At 53.0% G+C, this 18,132-nt stretch carries 11 protein-coding genes; 7 read left to right on the top strand and 4 right to left on the bottom strand.

Features of this window, described 5'->3' with window-relative positions:
* Nucleotides 1-4 precede the first annotated feature (4 nt).
* Nucleotides 5-2,599 carry a S8 family peptidase gene (locus ELR57_RS04010; RefSeq protein ID WP_202866398.1) on the top strand — a complete coding sequence of 865 codons (2,595 nt, stop codon included), beginning with the start codon at nt 5-7 and terminating at the stop codon, nt 2,597-2,599.
* 846 nt (nt 2,600-3,445) lie between these two features.
* Here ELR57_RS04010 and ELR57_RS04005 read toward each other — a convergent pair.
* Complete coding sequence (locus ELR57_RS04005; RefSeq protein WP_238162391.1) at nt 3,446-6,397, bottom strand: OmpL47-type beta-barrel domain-containing protein; 2,952 nt, start codon at nt 6,395-6,397, stop codon at nt 3,446-3,448.
* 308 nt (nt 6,398-6,705) lie between these two features.
* On the opposite strand from ELR57_RS04005, the gene ELR57_RS04000 reads away from it, so the two are divergent.
* The 4 genes from ELR57_RS04000 (at nt 6,706) to ELR57_RS03985 (ending at nt 12,154) form a co-directional block, all read left to right on the top strand.
* The gene (locus ELR57_RS04000) at nt 6,706-6,960 is read left to right on the top strand and encodes an Imm59 family immunity protein (RefSeq protein WP_126957494.1); all 255 of its coding nucleotides are present in this window, start codon (nt 6,706-6,708) and stop codon (nt 6,958-6,960) included.
* 116 nt (nt 6,961-7,076) lie between these two features.
* Nucleotides 7,077-7,736 (top strand): SAM-dependent DNA methyltransferase, encoded by a 660-nt coding sequence (locus tag ELR57_RS03995; protein ID WP_126957492.1) that lies wholly within the window; start codon nt 7,077-7,079, stop codon nt 7,734-7,736.
* Nucleotides 7,729-9,261: an Eco57I restriction-modification methylase domain-containing protein gene (locus ELR57_RS03990; protein WP_126957490.1), complete on the top strand. Its 1,533-nt coding sequence runs from the start codon at nt 7,729-7,731 to the stop codon at nt 9,259-9,261. Before ELR57_RS03995 ends, ELR57_RS03990 begins: the two co-directional genes overlap by 8 nt.
* Nucleotides 9,245-12,154 carry a GIY-YIG nuclease family protein gene (locus ELR57_RS03985; RefSeq protein WP_202866397.1) on the top strand — a complete coding sequence of 970 codons (2,910 nt, stop codon included), beginning with the start codon at nt 9,245-9,247 and terminating at the stop codon, nt 12,152-12,154. Before ELR57_RS03990 ends, ELR57_RS03985 begins: the two co-directional genes overlap by 17 nt.
* A 40-nt stretch (nt 12,155-12,194) precedes the next feature.
* Here the strand turns inward: ELR57_RS03985 and ELR57_RS03980 are convergent, their stop codons facing one another.
* The 3 genes from ELR57_RS03980 to ELR57_RS03970 form a co-directional block, all read right to left on the bottom strand.
* Nucleotides 12,195-12,716, bottom strand: coding sequence for a GNAT family N-acetyltransferase (locus ELR57_RS03980; RefSeq protein WP_126957486.1), 522 nt, complete (start codon nt 12,714-12,716; stop codon nt 12,195-12,197).
* Between the two features lie 49 nt (nt 12,717-12,765).
* The gene (locus tag ELR57_RS03975; protein ID WP_126957484.1) at nt 12,766-13,407 is read right to left on the bottom strand and encodes a C40 family peptidase; all 642 of its coding nucleotides are present in this window, start codon (nt 13,405-13,407) and stop codon (nt 12,766-12,768) included.
* A gap of 201 nt (nt 13,408-13,608) precedes the next feature.
* Nucleotides 13,609-16,047, bottom strand: a complete 2,439-nt coding sequence (locus ELR57_RS03970; RefSeq protein ID WP_126957482.1) for a cadherin-like beta sandwich domain-containing protein — start codon at nt 16,045-16,047, stop codon at nt 13,609-13,611.
* A 213-nt stretch (nt 16,048-16,260) separates the two neighbouring features.
* Between ELR57_RS03970 and csaA the strand changes: the two genes are divergently transcribed.
* Both csaA and ELR57_RS03960 read left to right on the top strand, forming a co-directional pair.
* Nucleotides 16,261-16,590, top strand: coding sequence for a chaperone CsaA (gene csaA / locus ELR57_RS03965; protein ID WP_126957480.1), 330 nt, complete (start codon nt 16,261-16,263; stop codon nt 16,588-16,590).
* Nucleotides 16,591-16,654: 64 nt separating this feature from the next.
* Nucleotides 16,655-18,130: an alpha/beta hydrolase family protein gene (locus ELR57_RS03960; RefSeq protein ID WP_126957478.1), complete on the top strand. Its 1,476-nt coding sequence runs from the start codon at nt 16,655-16,657 to the stop codon at nt 18,128-18,130.
* Nucleotides 18,131-18,132: the final 2 nt, after the last annotated feature.

Below are 18,132 nucleotides of genomic sequence, written 5' to 3'. Positions count from 1 at the left end.
AGACATGTCAAATCCATTCCAGCATATTAAATTATCACTTGTAAAAAATGCGCCTCAAAAGAAGGCGAAGCCTAGAAAAATACCAAAAAAGCAGCAAACAGCAGATAATCTTCTAAATAGGAACAATCATTATATAAACTTAGAAAATTCACGACACTTAATCACCCAGGATTGGTTACACAGCACAGAAAAGAGACATCAAGACAACCTGCCAGAAATGCCTGGTGCGTTGTCTATTTTTTTGCAATTAGATACAAGAGATTTTTCATTAGAAAAACTTAGGGCCTATGGTATAGAGGTTATTGGTGAATTTGAAGATGGGTTTATAATTGGTTCCTCTTCTGACATATCCTTAGGGACTCTGGCAGAAAAAATAAATAAATTTGCTGCGGGAAGTCAGCATGATGTTGCAGGACTGTGGAACATCATAAACGGTATTTCCTGGAGGTTCGATAGAATATTATCAGAAGAATTAAGGAAAGAATGGCCGTTTAAACCGAACCAAATTTTTGTTGTAGAAGTTGGCGTTGCATGTATGGGGATGGATGATGTCCCTGAACATCCAAGTAAACGTAAAAAGAGTTATAAAGCAGAAGAGGATTATCTTAAAGCTGTAGAAAAGTGGGCTATAAAGAGGGAGGCCATTTATCAAAAATGGGATGACTTGGCAGATATAAGATATTCTCAGTTGATGAAAGTAGTTAATTTCTATGGTGGTGAGGATTTATCAGGGTATATGGAAGGGGAACATAATTCTGAGTCAAGCTTACCTGATTGTTTTACACTAAAAATACGTATAAACGCTAAAGGCTTGATTGATATAGTCGAAAATTACCCATACGTTTTTGATATTTCGGAAGCAGACAGTATTGAGTTTGATAATTCGGAAAATTATCAAGAAGAAGTAGTCTCAGGTAATTTAACATTCAAAGAACCCTTAGAAGATGCACCGGCAGTATGCGTTATTGATAGTGGAATTCAGGAAAGGCATCCTTTTCTTAAATCAGCGTTGGATGATAGCACGTCTAGAAGTTGGATTGGTAGTTCTACAGATGTAGCGGATTACGTTCAAAATGGGGGTCATGGTACATCTGTAGCTGGAGCAATTTTATATCCAAGACAAGTTCCAAAGCAAGGAAATGTTGAATTGCATTGCTGGATACAAAATGCGAGAATCCTGGATGGAAATAATAGTATGCCTGCTAGGTTATTTCCGCCAAAAGTTGTTAGAGAAATTGTAGATCACTTTTATTATGGTGATAAAAATACAAGAATTTATAATCATTCGATAAATAGTAACCATCCGTCTAGAATAGTCCATATGAGTGCTTGGGCAGCACAACTCGATCAATTATCCTGGGAAAAAGATATACTATTTGTTGTTTCAGCAGGAAATTTACCAAAAAGTTCTCAATACAGATCATTAATACGATTAAGTATCAGTGAACATGTTCAGAATGGTCGTATATACCCTGATTATCTACTTGAACCATCGAGTAGAATAGCAAGTCCGTCTCAAAGTCTTCAGGCAATAACAGTTGGTTCAATAGGTTTATCTGAATTGGTTGGGTTGTACACATCTTTTTCAAAAGAAAAAGAACCCTCATCGTTTTCTTGTACTGGTCCGGGAATATGGAATTCAATTAAACCAGAAGTTGTAGAATTTGGCGGATGTTACGCCTTCGATAATGGAAACCCAAGTAACATTTTACAGCGGGATGATTTAAGTCCAGAACTTATTAGCTCCACATTAAACGGGGGAGCTGCCGTGAGAAAGGATAAAGTAGGAACATCGTTTTCTACTCCTAAAGTTTCTAGTATCCTAGCCCATATTCAACAATCATTTCCAAATGAATCTACATTACTTTACAGAGCATTATTAATACAATCGGCGAGATGGCCTAGTTGGGCGAGTAGCAGGGGCGATAAAAATAATGTAATTAGACACATTGGTTATGGTATTCCAGACGTTATACGTGCAACTGAAAATTCCCCTAACAGGATAACTTTAATAACTACTGGTGATATTCAAATTAAAGGAAAACAAGTGCATATTTATGAAGTTAATATTCCTGAAGAGTTAAGAAGACCAGGAAATTCACATGATATTCGTATTGATGTTACTTTGTCTTACAAGGCACAGCCAAGGCGCACAAGAAGGAATCGTCAAAGGTACCTTTCGACTTGGTTAGAGTGGGAATACTCAAAGCTGGATGAATCATCAACTTCCTTTGCTTCAAGAATGCTGGAAATAGCTTCTGCTGACGTTGGTTCAGACGAAGATGAATTCGAAGAAAGTAGTTCTAAAATTAAATGGTTTATTGGAAAGCAAGGAAATCATGGGGAAGTAAAAGGGTTTCATCGGAATAGTGGAACGGTCCAAAAGGATTGGGCGATTGTTAAGTCTTATGATCTTGGAGAAAAATTTTGTGTAGCGGTAATAGGCCACTTAGGTTGGAATAAGGATATTAATGCAAGTGTGCCGTATGCTTTAGCTGTATCATTTGAAGCTATAAATGATCCAACAATTGAGATATATACTCAGATGGCTTTAGAAAACCAACTTGAAGTTGAGGAAGAACTCGAAATAGATTTTTAACTGATAATAGACCGTAATGTTAATTTGCGATGGTGCTATTTTGGTGTTAAAAAATCTACGCGATATTAAGAACCAGCACTCATAACGGGAAGGTAATAGTTATTGCAGATACTACACGATAGGTCATACTTATTGAGAAGATACCATCAAATAAGAGCAATTATCGTGATTAATCCATTATAACAGACCATAAAAAATGCACTGTACCCCTCATACGGAGCATGTGGAGTCGGCCATATTGATGGTTCATAACCAAAACCTTTCTTGAAGGAATTGGTATATGAGGTTTTTGTTATTCATTTCTGAATTGTTCTTGACAAACGTTTCATAGTTCCCATTAGGCATAGTAAATCGTTAGGTTGCCTTTAACCTTGTCTAATAGATAGTAAACCTCTTCTGAGAATTGGATTGAGCGAACTAGAGCTTTTTCAGCTTACGACCGAGTTTCAAAAAAACTCAGGAAACGGAGGGCGAGGCTATGGGAGTAGGGTACAAGGTTAATTGCACATCCTGCGATTATACGAAATCTTTTCTCGTCGGAGGCGGATTTCGTTCATCTACATTCGAATTTGGATTTCGGAGTCTTAAGCCACAGTGGCGTCCAAGTGATAATGAAGCAGGCATAGACCAAAGCCCTATGCTACTGTCATGTGTTTAGTACTGAATGCGGTAATGCCCAGAAGCGTTCGAGTACATGGCGCTGGAGCAGTTCGTCAGGTCAACAACCATTTCGACTAAATCCTGCACCCAAAGATTTGCGTTCCCCTTCTCAATATCTATGCAAAAAAGCCCGTATGCGATTACCGCATGCGGGCTTTTGCTGCAACGTGGCACTGCTGCCCTAGCTTATTTGTTGCCTAAGGACTTAAGGATACTTTGCACTAAAGCCGCATAACCGGACTCCAGTCCTTTCCCCATCTGGGCACTTACTTCATTGCTAAGGGCGTTCAGGGCATTGCTTGTTTTCTTGGCGTCGTTGCCGGCCGCTTGCACCTGCTTCACCTTCGCTAAAAGGCTGTTTAGCAGATTAGGTTTCGTAATGAAGCCGTTGTCACTGCCTGATTGGAACAACGAGTCCAGGTGCGCGATATCCATATAAACGGTTATCTGACGTGTGACCGTAACGGAATTTCCCGCCTTATCGCTTGCTGTCACGACGATGGAATGTACACCGATCGATAGACTCAATGGTTTTGCTGTAATTAATTGGGGGGCAGGCTTTCCATCCACAGTGACGGATACCGAATCCACGCCGCTAGTTGCATCGGATGCCGCAATCGGATAGTTCAGAGCATCACTAATCAGAAGCTTTGAGATGTCAGGCAACGTAATCACGGGGGCTGTCAGATCGATCCGAATGATCTTCTCCTTGACCGCTTCCTTGTTGCCTGCCCGGTCCACGCTGTAGTAACGAAGAGTGTGGGTCCCCTCCGAAGTAATCGACACGGAATTTCCGGCGGTATAGTCTCCTCCGTCCAAGCTGTAAGACGTGGAAGCAACTCCGCTGCCTGCATCGGTCGCTTGGAGGACTACGTTCACGGGATGGGTCTGCCACCCGGTTGGGGCGTTATCCGTCGTTACAGGAGGTGTTTTTCTCTGCGCGAACATCCAATCAAAGACGTCTGTGTAGTCATTGTTCCAAGCCGGCAAGTTAGAGGACTGCGCCGTGGGAGCTATGCTCCAAGTCCCCATCGTTATCTGGTTGTAAAGAACCGCAGCTTCAACCTCGTGCGCTATATAATCAGGCATCGCAGGTGTGTTGGCCGGATTCGGCCTCTGACTCGGTTGATCGAATTGATTGTAGGGCCACGTAAGAGCCTCATTGCTCTCAAAGCGCGAAGCCCTCGCGTTGACCATTTTCGGCATATTGGTGTTTATGAAGTTAGTGAGGTTAGTCTGGTATATGCCAACGTTATTAGCATTGATAAACATCCAATAGGCCAGTTCGGTGTGAGCGGCGTTGGTGCTCGCGTTCGGTGATCCGCTTACCGGGGACATAGGTGCGGCGGCCGCGAAGAAGCCGGGGTTGTCGTTAACTAAGCTGTTCGTATAGAGGCCGCCCCATGAGAAGCCCGCAACGTAAATACGGTTAGGGTCTACTGCGCCGCTGGCAACCAGGTCGTCTATAACCTTCTTAACATTGGCTGTGGAGGGAGTAGATACGCCATTATAGGAGATATTCAGGATATGGCTGGCGTATTTCTCGGGATTTTCCTCCATTTTCTTCATTAGAGCGACCGAGCCGTTGGCGGATTTCATGGCCGCCTTGGGGTCCGTTGCGGCGTTTGTGCCGCCGCGCGACCTGCCGTGGGTATAGACATACAGCGGCAATCCTTGCGACACTTCACCGTTCTCATCCTTGTGAAGGTAGAGCGCGCGATTGACCGAATCGCTCGTGGAGGTTGTAAACTGGTCAAGGATCGGATTCACAACCTTCTCCTGTTCAAAAACCGCATTACGAAGCGAACTCCCATCTGTTAGTACGAGCTCGCCGTTCTGGACGATGCTGTAAACCTGCTTTGTCGAGTTACTGCTGCCATCCAGCGTTGTATTGCCGCCGCTCTCGGAATAAAACTCAAACTCAACGACGATGTAACGGCCGCTTGACAGTCCGTCCTGATAATCCGGTGAATGGCTTGCCGTCCCCAGATAACCGCGTACCTTCGGTTCGTCATTGGCGTATACCCTTGTGATTTTGCGCGTCCCTTCAAAGGTCACCGAGTCGCCGTTTAGGGTCGTGTTCCTAGCCGAGACGGTAAACAAGCCCGGATTAAGCTCGGAGCCTAACGCCGCCTTCCCTTCGCCTAAGTCAATGATGACAGCCGTCGTGTACTCGCCACGGGCAAAGTTGTCATTCCATACGATAAAGGGAAACAGTTCCGCGTCCGGATCGTTCTTGAATGTCACGTGAATGGTATGATCAGCATCAACGTTTAGAAAGGTATAAGTGTCAGCGGATAGAGTCACGGCCTCGCCGTCTACCGTTACGGTATCCACAATTTTGCCGTGATCGGGCGTAAACGTAAATTCTTTGCTTGAGCCCTTATCTAGTCTCAGAACATCGCCGGGTGAGTTCGGCGTTATTTTGCCGCCCGGTCCCGCCGTGGCGGTGATGGAGAATCTGGTGTCTACTTCATTGGCAGATATGAGCCGCAGGCTGTCTCTAAATGAAGCATCGCTGGAATACGCCGCGTCCGGAACTCCGAAAGAGGAAACGACTTCATAGCGGTCACCGCCCTTTTCCGTCGAATTATTGATATAGACCTCAAAGGTAAGCTTGCCTTCCTGTAAGGTCAAGGCTCCTTTGGGTATTCTCATCTCCACGATATATCCTGTATCCGTGATCTGGGTCCACGCGGCCCTGCCCGGAGCGGACTGCCCTGAGAACACGCCCGTCGCGCTGACACGCCATTGGTTTGAGCCTCCGGATCCGTTGCCGACATAAAACTCCAGGCTGTCGTACTGGTAATCTCCGCCGGCTCCCTGATATAGATTGCTGTCCTTCACAACTACGCGGGCATACAGGTAGTCGTTGTCCCAAAGAATTCTGGCTGTGCCCGTGGCATGGGGTCTGGGGTCGTTGGGCACCGTGCTTTTGTTGATGAGATGTTCCATTGTCAAGGCCCACAGGGGGTCGTCTGACCCGAGTTCGGGAGTTCCGAACATGGCGGTCGGCGTTTCATTCGCCACTGCGCTCTCGATGTTGTCAGTGGCGGCGGCAAAGCCGGCAGGCATTAGCGAAGCCACCATTACCAAGCAACAGAGGAACGCGAGCATTCTGCCAAATCGTTTAGCCATCAATGAGAATCCTCCTTTTTTTCGATCCGGTGCGCCCACGGCTGAACCGCATCGTATTCGGGACTTGTCACGCAAACGAATTATGATTGCGCTTTCATTTTAGATGGTTACGACATGTATCACAATGCACATGTTTTTACATCGATTATCCTTTGTTTACTTATTTTAGGTAACTATTACTCTATTCTATGCTTTAGCACATCGAAACAGAGGGTTTGCATTCAAACAGGATTAGTCCCACAATTTGTCGAATCAAAATAATAAGGGAGAATATCCCATTAAAAGCCTATTGGAGGCATCGTCGCAAAATGACAAGAGAAGAAGCGATCCGCCTGATACAAGAAGAAGGCTTGCGGAACTATAATCTCAACGAGAAAAGATATCATAGAGAATATGAAGTCGGAATGATCGAGATAGAAGGTTCGTGGACGGTTTATGCTACGGACGAGAGAGCAAGCGTCGTGACGGGTTCGGAAGTCGTTTTTGATAACGAACATGAAGCTTGGGACAATTTGATCAAAAGATTGCGTGCGGCTAAGTCTCTGTGGGAGCGCGAAAAGTGAATTTGTGGATGGATCTCGAGATCTTTTCCATAGATTCAGCGGTCGACGTTCCTCCGCATGTTCCCCCGAATTCTGCTACAATAGAAGACAAATAGGATCTTTACCGGAGGAACATCGTGAGCAACAAACAGATCAAGTCCAAGAAGAGAGTAGTCGAGCACGGAGAGGTCTTCACATCCGATCGAGAGGTCAACGCGATGCTGGATTTGATGAAGCAGGAGACCGATCGGATCGACAGCCGATTCCTGGAGCCGGCGTGCGGGGACGGCAATTTTCTTGCCGAGATTCTGCGCCGCAAGCTGAAGATGGTCAAGGAACGCTACCAGAGAAGCCCTTCCGAATACGAGAAATACGCCGTCGTGGCCGTCACCAGCATCTACGGGGTGGATCTGCTGCAGGACAACGTGAACGAGTGCCGCGAGCGGCTGTTCGGGATTTTCGATAAAGAGTATACGGCCATATGCAAGAAAGAAGCGAACGAGAGCTGCCGGGAGACGGTGCGGTTCCTGCTGAAGCGCAATATTCTGTGCGGGGATGCGCTGACGCTGAAGGCGGCAGACGGAGAGCCTATCATCTTCTCCGAATGGTCGTTGATCACGGGAGCGATGATGAAGCGCCGGGACTTCCGCCTGGACGAGCTGATGGGCGACCCGACGGACCTGATCTCGATCTATGACTCCAACATGGTGTACGACGACGAGACGAACGCTTTTATCCCGACGCCGATTCAAGAGTTCCCATTAATCCACTACAGGAGACTCCAGGAGAATGAGTAAATCCTTCTATTCGATCGCGTACAATCCGGATGTGCTGAGCTGTCTGGCGAATCTGTCCAACGACGAGGTGTTTACGCCGCCGGAGGTCGTGAACCAAATGCTGGACATGCTGCCGGCCGAGCTGTGGAGCGACAAGAGCGTCACCTTCCTGGACCCGGGAAGCAAGTCGGGCGTATTCCTGCGCGAGATCGCCAAGCGGCTGCTCGTCGGCCTGGAAGAGTCCATTCCGGATCTGCAGGAGCGGATCGACCATATTTTCAAGAAGCAGCTGTACGGCATCGCGATCACCGAGCTGACCTCGCTGCTCTCGCGGCGAAGCGTCTATTGCTCCAAGTACCCGAACAGCATCTACTCGGTGGCGCAGTTCGACAATGTGGAAGGCAACATCCGGTTCAAGCGGCCTCTCCACGAGTGGCGCGGCGGAACTTGCGTCTATTGCGGCGCTTCCCAGACCGAATACGAACGAGCGGACGGCCTCGAGTCCCACGCTTATGAATTTATCCATACGACTAGACCAGAGGAGATTTTCCAGATGAAATTCGACGTGATTATCGGCAATCCCCCCTACCAATTGAGCGACGGGGGCAACGGCGTCAGCGCGAAGCCGCTGTACCATCACTTCGTTCAACAGGCCAAGAAGCTGAATCCCCGATACCTATCGATGATCATTCCTTCCCGTTGGTATGCGGGCGGCAAGGGGCTGGACGAATTCCGGGCGGAGATGCTGAGCGATAATCACATCAGCCATCTGGTCGATTACGCTTCCAGTAAGGACTGCTTCTCGGGCGTAGACATCGCGGGAGGAGTCTGCTACTTCCTTTGGGACAAGAACTACGAGGGAGATTGCACGGTGACGAACCGGTCCGCGAACAACGAGATCACCGCGACCCGTCCGCTGAACGAGTTCCCGATCTTCGTCCGCGACAATACGGCCATCTCCATCATTCATAAGATTCTGGCGAGCACGACCGACTTCCTGGAGCAGCACACGTATCCCCGGAATCCGTTCGGCTTCTCCACGAAGGACCGCGGGCTGGACGCTCCGTTCCATGGCTCCATCAGCCTGATCAGCAGCGCGGGGACGGGGTACGTGAGACGGGACGAGGTCAAGCGGAATGCCGACTTGATCGACAAGTACAAGATCACCATCGGCCGTCTTGTTCCGAGCAACGGGGAGCTGGACGTGAACCCGGCGGACGGCTATAAGGTCATCACCGACAACCGCATCATCTACCCGGGGGAAGTCAATACGGAGTCTTATCTGGTCATCTCGGCGTTCGATACGGAGGAAGAGGCGCTGCACTTCTCGGACTTCATGCGCCTCAAGTTCCCGCGGTACCTGCTGCGCGCGGCGATCTCGTCCGTGAACGTGACCCGCGACTGCTTCCGCTTCGTGCCTAACGAGGACTTCCGGGAAGCCTGGACGGACGAGAAGCTATACGACAAATATCAACTGAGCGAAGAAGAGCGACAGACGATCGAGAGCACCATTCGCGCGATGAATGCGGGTGACCGAAGTGAATGAGTCCTTCTTCCCCCAGCGCCCGGAATCGAAGCCGATGATCTATGCCTACGAGGACAGCAATCCCTTGTACAAGGGGCTGCTGAAGGTGGGCTACACGGCCGTCGACGTGGAGAGGCGGGTGGCCCAGCAGTACCCGACGGTTCGTCCGGGGGCGAAGCCGTACCGCATCGTGTTCAAGGAATCCGCGATGCATTCGGACGGTTCCTCGTTCACCGACCGCGACGTTCATCGTTTTCTGCGCAAGAGAGGCTTCCGGAATCCGGACGGCGAGTGGTTCCAATGCACGGTGGAGGATCTGCGGGCAGCCTACCTGGCGGTCAAGCGGAGAAGCGCCAATGAAGAGAACCGCACCCGCAGCTTCGGCTTGCGTCCGGAACAGGAGGAAGCCATCCGCAAAACGATGGCCTACTTCGAATCCGCCCGCGCCGACAGCCCGGATCGCGCTCCGAAGTTCCTGTGGAACGCCAAGATGCGCTTCGGCAAAACCTTCGCGTCCTATCAGCTGGCGAAGCGGATGGGAATGGCCAGAGTGCTGATCCTCACGTTCAAGCCTGCCGTGGAGAGCGCCTGGAGCGAGGACCTGCTGTCCCATGCGGACTTCGAGGGCTGGCAGTTTATCGGCCGCGGCGGGATAACCCATGAGGAAGCCGACCCGGGCAAGCCGATGGTGTGCTTCGGCTCCTTCCAGGACTTCCTGGGCGTGAACCGGGAGACCGGCGGCATCAAAGCGAAGAACGAGTGGGTCCATTCGACGGATTGGGAGCTCGTGATCTTCGACGAATATCACTTCGGCGCCTGGCGGGAGAACGCCAAGAAGCTGTTCGAGTCGGAGGACGAGGACGAGTACGATACGCTCGATATCGAGAAGTACAAGAAGGACGAGGAGCCGAACGCCTACAACGAGACCTTCCTTCCGATCAAGACGGCGCACTATCTGTTCCTGTCCGGCACGCCGTTCCGCGCGATGAATTCCGGCGAGTTCATCGAGGAGCAGATCTACAACTGGACGTACTCCGACGAGCAGCGCGCCAAGGAGAATTGGACGGGGCCGGACAATCCTTACGAGTCGCTTCCGAGAATGGTCATGATGACGTACAAGATTCCGGACAGCATTCGCGAGATCGCCGTGCAGGGGGAGTTCAACGAGTTCGACCTGAACGTCTTTTTCTCGGCGAAGGGCAAAGGGGACGAAGCGCGGTTCCTCTATGAAAATGAAGTTCAAAAGTGGCTGGATCTCATTAGAGGTTCTTATCTGGAGACGACGGTGGATGAGCTTAAGCTGGGAGCGAAGAAGCCGGCGATGCCATTCTCCGATACGCGGCTTCTGAACATTCTCTCGCATACGCTGTGGTTCCTGCCGAACGTGGCTTCCTGCTTCGCGATGCGCAATCTGCTGCTGCAGAAGCAGAATACGTTCTATCACGACTATCGAATCAACGTATGCGCGGGAGCGGGAGCCGGCATCGGCTTGGACGCGCTGAAGCCCGTCCTCGATTCGATGGACGACCCGCTGGAGAGCAAGACGATCACGCTCTCCTGCGGCAAGCTGACGACGGGCGTGACGGTGAAGCCGTGGACGGGGATCTTCATGCTGCGCAACCTGTCCAGCCCGGAATCGTACTTCCAGGCGGCGTTCCGCGTGCAGAGCCCTTGGGAGGTCGAAACGGAAGCCGGCAAGCGGGAGATCATGAAGCGGGAATGCTACGTGTTCGACTTCGCGCTCGACCGGGCGCTAAAGCAGATTGCCGACTACAGCTGCCGCCTGAACGTGAACGAGAGCAACCCGGAGGCTAAGGTCGAGGAATTCATCAGCTTCCTGCCCGTTCTGGCTTACGACGGCAGCGCGATGACCTCGATCAGCGCCGGGGACGTGCTCGATATCGCCTTGGCCGGAACGTCCGCCACGCTGCTCGCCCGCCGCTGGGAATCCGCGCTGCTGGTCAACGTCAACAATGAGACCCTGCTCCGGTTGATGGCCAACGAGGACGCGATGGATGCCCTAATGAAGATCGAAGGCTTCCGCAGCCTGAATGCCGACATCGAGACGATCATCAACAAGTCGGATGCGGTGAAGAAGGCCAAGAAGGAGAACAAGGACGAGCTCACTCCGAAGGAGAAGCAGCAGCTGACCCAAGACGAGAAGGACATGAAGTCCAAGCGGAAGCAGATCCAGGAGAAGCTCATCAAGTTCGCGGCCCGCGTGCCGGTGTTCATGTACCTTACGGATTACCGCGAGCGTTCGCTCAAGGACGTCATCACGCAGCTGGAGCCGGGGCTGTTCAAGACGGTAACGGGGCTCGACGTCAAGGACTTCGACCTGCTGGTCTCCTTGGGAGTGTTCAACGAGTCGGTCATGAACGACGCCATCTTCAAGTTCAAGCGGTACGAGGATTCGAGCTTGAACTATACCGGCATCGACAAGCACGAAGGGGAAGACATCGGCTTGTTCAATACGGTCATCAGCAACTACGATTACATGCATACGCTGCAGCAGAGCTCGATGGCGGCCCCTTCCGGCAGGCCGTCGCCGGTATCTCCGCCGAGAGCGGCGACGTCCGCGGCGCCTGCGGCGAGGCAGTCCCGGCCGGCAAGCGGAGCCGAGACGGCGAAGCTGGCAAAGCCGCCGGTTGCGGCTTCCGTTCCTTCGCCGAAGGCAGCGGCGCCGACGGCCAGCCCCGCCGTCCGCGCGACGGAGGCCGCAACGGAGACGGCTGCCGCCGCCGAAGTCGACTGCTCCGGCGTGCAGGTCGGCTCTCGCCTGGTACACAAAGCTTTCGGTGAGGGGAAGGTGATCGCCATCGACGGCGACTTGATGACCGTGGCCTTCGGCGGCTCGGTCAAGAAGTTCGCTTTCCCGGATTCGATTCAGAGAGGATTCTTTACGCTCGAATAGATCTGCTTGAAGTTCATCATGCTCAGAAGCCCGCCCGCGCTTAGCGGGCTTTTGGGCTTGCGTTAGCGACGGCCTTCTCCATCACGTAATCGTCCATGACGAAGCCGTTGCCGATGTCGGCGACCTGCGTGCGGACGGTGCGGAAGCCCTTCTTCTCGTAGACGGCGATCGACCCTTGGTTGTCGCGGTTGACCGTCAGCCAGATCGCTTCAAGGCCGCCCTCGCCGCACAGCATCTCCAGAAACTCGATGGCTCGGCTAGCGAACCCTTTGCCCCGATGTGCCTTAAGCAGGTAGAACTTGCTCAGGAACAGCTTGCCGTCTTCGGGCTTGACCGCCAGGTAGCCGATGGGCTCGCCGCCGGATTCCATGAAGTAATAAGAATAGTCCTTGCGTCGTATCTGCTCCTCGATAGCGTCGGGAGACTGGAAGCGTTCCAGCATGTAGTCGATCTGCTGCTTGCTCAGTAGGACGGAGTAGTGCTCGTTCCAAATCTCGTCTGCCAGCTTCGCGGCTAGAGCGATTTGCTCGTCGGTATGGATGGGGGCGAACGTGAGGGACATTGGCGAATCTCCTTTTCAACCATATTACAGATAGGATACAAAGGTTGAGTCAGACAATCAAGCGCTTGTCGCCGGCGAACGAAGCACGATCGAAGCTTGGGACGAGGGGAACGCGGTCTCCGTCAAGGAGGGGGTAGTCGTACAGCATTCCTTCGTAGATCAGCTCGAACGAGCCGTGCCGCAGGAAGTCGTCGGGCGTGACGAGAGCCGATGGCCGGTCCCAAAGCGCGAGGCCGGCGCGGGTTAAGGCCTCGGCGACGAACTGGGAGCAGAAAAAAGCGTTCTTGCGGCGAAGCTCGTATTGGAACATCACACCGAACAAGCCGAGCAGGTTATACCGGTAAGCTTGCCGGTTCTGTTGGAAGGACCGGATCGTCCGCCAAGCTTCGGCGCATTGATCTTCGTTAACTCGCAGCTTGAGCAGCGCGCAGCGCGTGTTCGGGTAATGGCTGAACGTCCCCTCGTAGACGTCCTCTTCGACGAAGCCCGCCGACAACGGATTGGTCGGGATCCGGCGGCCGAAGCTGAACAGGTGGTTCAGCTCCGCGTCCATCGCCAGCGAGGCATGGTTGTAAGGGGCGGATGTCACGTTCTTGATCAATGTGGTGAATAAGGTCCCGGTGTCGGTCAGCAGGACGTATAGATTTTTATCGGGTTGTGCCTTGTTCAATCGGACGGATGGACCACTCATGGAGGGTTCCCTCGCTCTCTTCGGAAGGCGCCGCGCTTCTCGCATCGGCTGTTGACCAAAGAGTAACAAATCTAGCAGGCGAAGGGATCGAACGGGAGGACGGTTCTGAACTGGACTAGGGTCCAAGCGGGGGACTGGACCTTGTTAGGCAAAATGGCGGCGCAGGGAAGCTTCCCTGCACCGCCATTTGGAATAATCGGATTAAATAAGGCCTGATTGCTGCAGTAAACGTTGAATAAGAACGGCCATCTCGGCTCGCGTCATCGTTTGATGAGGCTCAAGGCTACCGGAGATACCCTTCACGAGTCCGGCGGAGATTAGCGTTGCGATGGATTCGCGAGACCATGCCGATAGCTCATCCCGGTCGGCGAAGGCGTCCAACACGGATAATCCAGACGATTCTCGGGAAGTCAGACCCGTAAGCCGAAGAGCGCGAGCCAGCATCGTGAACGCTTCTTCTCTAGTTACCTCATCCGTCGGTCCGAATCTCCCGTCTTCGTAGCCGTCAACGATTCCTTGTTCGACCGCTGCCTGAACGGATTTGCTATACCAATCCGTCGACTCGACATCGGTGAACGACTGAACGGATGGGGTGGCGGTCAGGCCTAACCCTCTCGCCAGGATCGAGACGAATTCCGCGCGGGTGACCGAGGCGTTCGGAGCGAAGCTCCCGTTATCGTAACCGTTAATAAGGAGCCGGGAAGCCATCTCCTCTATGACCGGCTCCGCCCAATGGCCGGCTGTATCCCCGAATTCGGTCTGCCCGGAAGCGAGGGCGAACGTTCCCGTTCCCAAGCTGCTGAATCGTACCGACGGGCCAACGGTTCGAGTCGGACGAGGGGTGAAGGAACCATCCTCCTCAAGAGCGACGGCCGTTACAAGCTTACCCGAAGAGATTCCTGCCGGAATTGGAAGAGCAATCTCGATATAGGCTGCGGACGATACCTTCTTGTTCTCCTTCCCGACGGTCTGCGTCAATTCGATAGCGATCGGATCGGCAAGGAGGTCGATTCCGGCTGGCGTCGAGGCGGGCTTCTTCAAACCGGCGATCGACAAGTTAAAGCTTGTCGCCTGTTCCTCGTCTATGATCATCAGCTTCATGGGAAGCCGAATCTCGCCTCCATCGCCGCGAACAAGGAGAATGCTCTCCGATTTGCGAAGCGCCAGCAAGGCCTCCCGATCCACCTGAAGGCGAATCCGGTCCGTCGGCGATTCGATAGCGAGCTCGAGTGTCGTTCCCGGCGAAGTCAGCAGAGAAGCGAGGTGTTCGCCGCGCAGCTGCAAATTCAGGATTTTCCCATCGGTACCCTCTTCCCATGAGGCGGATAGAACATTGGGGATGTACTGATTGCCGATCCTAAGGGAAGCAGCGGGAGGAGCGGGCTGCGGAGCCGGGCTAGGCGAGTAGCTAGGGCCGGCTCGGTTTACATGTACGGTATAGGTAAGCTGGGTAGAACCATCCTGCGCCGTAACGACAACCGTGACGGTGTTGGAGCCGACCTGGAGATTAGCGCCTCCGGTCACCTCTACCTTCTTCGCGTTGGAATCGGCCGGAGTGCCGGCGACGGAGACGCTGGTCGTCCGATAAGGAACGCTAATCTTGTAATCGAAGGTGTTCGAATCAAAGTCGGCAACGGTAGAACCGTCAATCGTCAGGTCGCTAAGCGAGGCATCGCTCGCCGCCGCTGCTCGGACGATGGTTACGGTATAGGTCTTGGTTGTGCTGCCATCCTGCGCCGTAACGACAACCGTGACGGTGTTGGAGCCGACCTTAAGATCGTCGCCGCCCGTCACTTCCACGTTATTCGCGTTGGAATCGGCCGGCGTGCCGGCGACGGAGACGCTGGTCGTCCGATACGGAACGTTAACGGTGTAATGGAGCGAATTGGGATCGAAGCCGGATACGGTCGAACCGTTGATCGACAGGTCGCTAAGCGAGGCATCGCTGGACAAAGTGCGGATGATGGTTACGATATAGATTGAGTACGAACTCGCGTCCTTAGAGGTCGTTGCAAGGGTGAAGATATTGGTACCCACTGCCAAAGGGAATGGGTCGGAAGACATGTCGTTGGGGAGGCTTGCATTCCCTAACGTCATGCTGGCCAGCGAGTCCCACAGGCTTGCCGTAAACGTAGTGGAGGAGGTCGAGTAGGGGACGGTCAACGAATAGGAGTTCTCCGTTTCCGAGAATGCCGGAGTCAGCGTTCCCGCCGAAGCCTGCAAGTCTCTCAGGCGCGAATCGCTCGTTGTCGGCACATGAACATGCACCGTATAGACGGTCTCCGAGTTGTCCGTTGCCGTTATTTTAAGCTTTAAGCTATTCTCACCTACGCTCACCGGGAGATTGCCAAACGCTACCCACCATGCGGCATCGACATAGTTTTCGTTATTGAACGAATAGGACAACGAGAAACCGGCCTCCTCCGGGAACATTCCTGCCGAAGTGAAGGAGGTTCTGCCGCTCGGCAGAAATAAATCGTATTCCGTAACGTCGGATTGGAAGGACGGGAACAGGCGGCCGCCGTCCGTCCAAATCCCCGTCAAATACGGAGTTTGGGCGGCTTTGACCGGCGCGGGCAGTCCGGACAGGATAAGAATGGCGGCAAGGAGAAGCAATATTCCTTTGGTCGGCGATTTCATGAGAACGGTGAGGTCACCTTTCTCTCCTTTCGAAGTGGGAATCTTTTCTTCCTATTGTAACAATAACAGACAAGATTCGCACTCTTGTGATCCAAATTATAGCTAGATAAAGATGAGCCTGAAATCTATTATTTAGATAACGGGAACAAAGGGCCTATCGCTGCTAGATCCCGTTAAAAATTCCCTAATGACTCAACTGGAGGCATGCAATAAATGGTTACCATCGAAGATTTCGAGAAGCTGGACATGCGGATCGGCACCATTCTGGAGGCGGAGCCGTTCCCCGAAGCGCGGAAGCCGGCGATCAAGCTTCGCATCGACTTCGGGGACATCGGCGTTAAGATGTCCTCAGCCCAAATAACGCGGCGCTACACGCCCGATCAGCTCATCGGCCGTCAGGTCGTCGCCGTCGTCAATTTCCCGCCGAGACGAATCGCGGGCTTCAAATCCGAGGTGCTTGTCGTGGGCGGCGTACCAGGCGAAGGCGACGTCGTGCTGCTAGCGCCGGACGTTCATGTTCCGAACGGGACTCCGATTCGGTAAGGACACGGCAGGAACAGGGCAGGTATAGCCGGCGGGCAATGCCATATAGTGGATGTAGCAGGACATGACTTCGTTTCCCGGAGGCGGCATGAGAGAATGGGAAGTTGTTCTTCTGGCGATGCAGACGGTCGTTTGCTTCTTGCCAAGACGCAGCAGTAAGCTGTTGCGCACGGTTTGCTGGCTCTTGCCGGTTCCTCTGGCGATCCATCTGGCCGTGGAAGGCGGTCGTTGGCAGATGGGGCCGGCGTATCTTTTTGTCCTCTGGGCCGTACTGGACGCTGCCCTGGGCAAATCGAAGCCGCCCGTTCTGTCCTCTCGGAGACATCGTAGGGCGGGATGGGTGTTCGTAATCGTCTTCCTGCTGGCTAGCTGGATGCTGCCCTACCTGCTGCCCGTGCCGCAATTAGAGGTTCCTCCCGGACCCTATCCAGTCGGAACGGTTATCTATCACTGGGTCGACCGCAGCCGGATGGAGCAAACCCCGGGGAAGACGAACCCGTACCGGGAGATCAACGTCCAGCTCTGGTACCCTGCGCGCGCAAGCCAAGCGAAGAAACAGGCCGATTACATTCCGGAGCTGCCCGAGCTAAGCCGATATGCGCAGCAACGCTGGCATCTTCCTTCCACCCTGCTCAGCTATCTGAATCTCGCGAAGACATTCACTTACGAGGACGCCGATCTGCCGGAAGGCACTAGAGAATACCCGGTTATTGTCCTGTCCCACGGCTGGCCCGGACTCCGGTTTGCTTACCACTACCTGGAGACGGGGCTGGCGAGCAGAGGGTATGTAGTGGCTGCGGTTGAACATACGTACGGCACGCCTGCGGCCGTCTTCCCCGACGGAAGGGTAGAGGCCATGGGAGCTTCTCCTCCGGAGTTCAATCTTCCAGCTTGGGATGAGATCATCGATAACGTGTGGTCGAAGGACGACAGCTTCGTTCTGGACCAGCTCGGGAAGCTGAATGCGGGAGCCTCCGGAGGACGGTTCCGTCATCGGCTCAATCTGGAGCAGGCGGGGGTGATCGGCCATTCCTTCGGGGGAGACAACGCGCTGGCTGCGCTTCGCCAAGACAAGAGGTTCAAGGCGGGGATCAGCTTGGACGGTTCGTTCTACGGGGATGGGGCAAAGCCGCTGTCTGCGGACCAGTCTTTCTTATGGATGTGTACCGATGCTTATCTTAAGGGGCTGGGTCTGCCCAAGCCGAATAATCGGCAGTTGGCGGACGAGGGAATATCGAGATCGGATTATGAACGCTGGGTGGAAAAGTTCGGCCGGAGGAGGGACGAAGCGATGGCCGAAGGCGGACAGACCTTGCTGGTTCGAGACGCGCGCCACTCCAGCTTCTCGGACTCTTATCTGTTCACGCCGATCCTGCAATGGCGAGCCAAAGCGCCGGGGTCGCAGAAAATTCACCGAACCGTGCTGAGTTACGTCTCTGCCTTCATGGACGAACATCTGACCAACAAAACACCCGGCGGCCTGGAGCGCGAAGCTCGGCAGGACAACCGGGTGCTGCTGATTCCTCGACCTCATCCATGAGG

Origin of the sequence: Cohnella sp. AR92 (genome assembly GCF_003990975.1) — a bacterium.
Taxonomy (GTDB): domain Bacteria; phylum Bacillota; class Bacilli; order Paenibacillales; family Paenibacillaceae; genus Cohnella.
The sequence above is the reverse complement of the archived record's forward strand: the minus strand, read 5'-3'. Positions and strand labels throughout refer to the sequence as shown.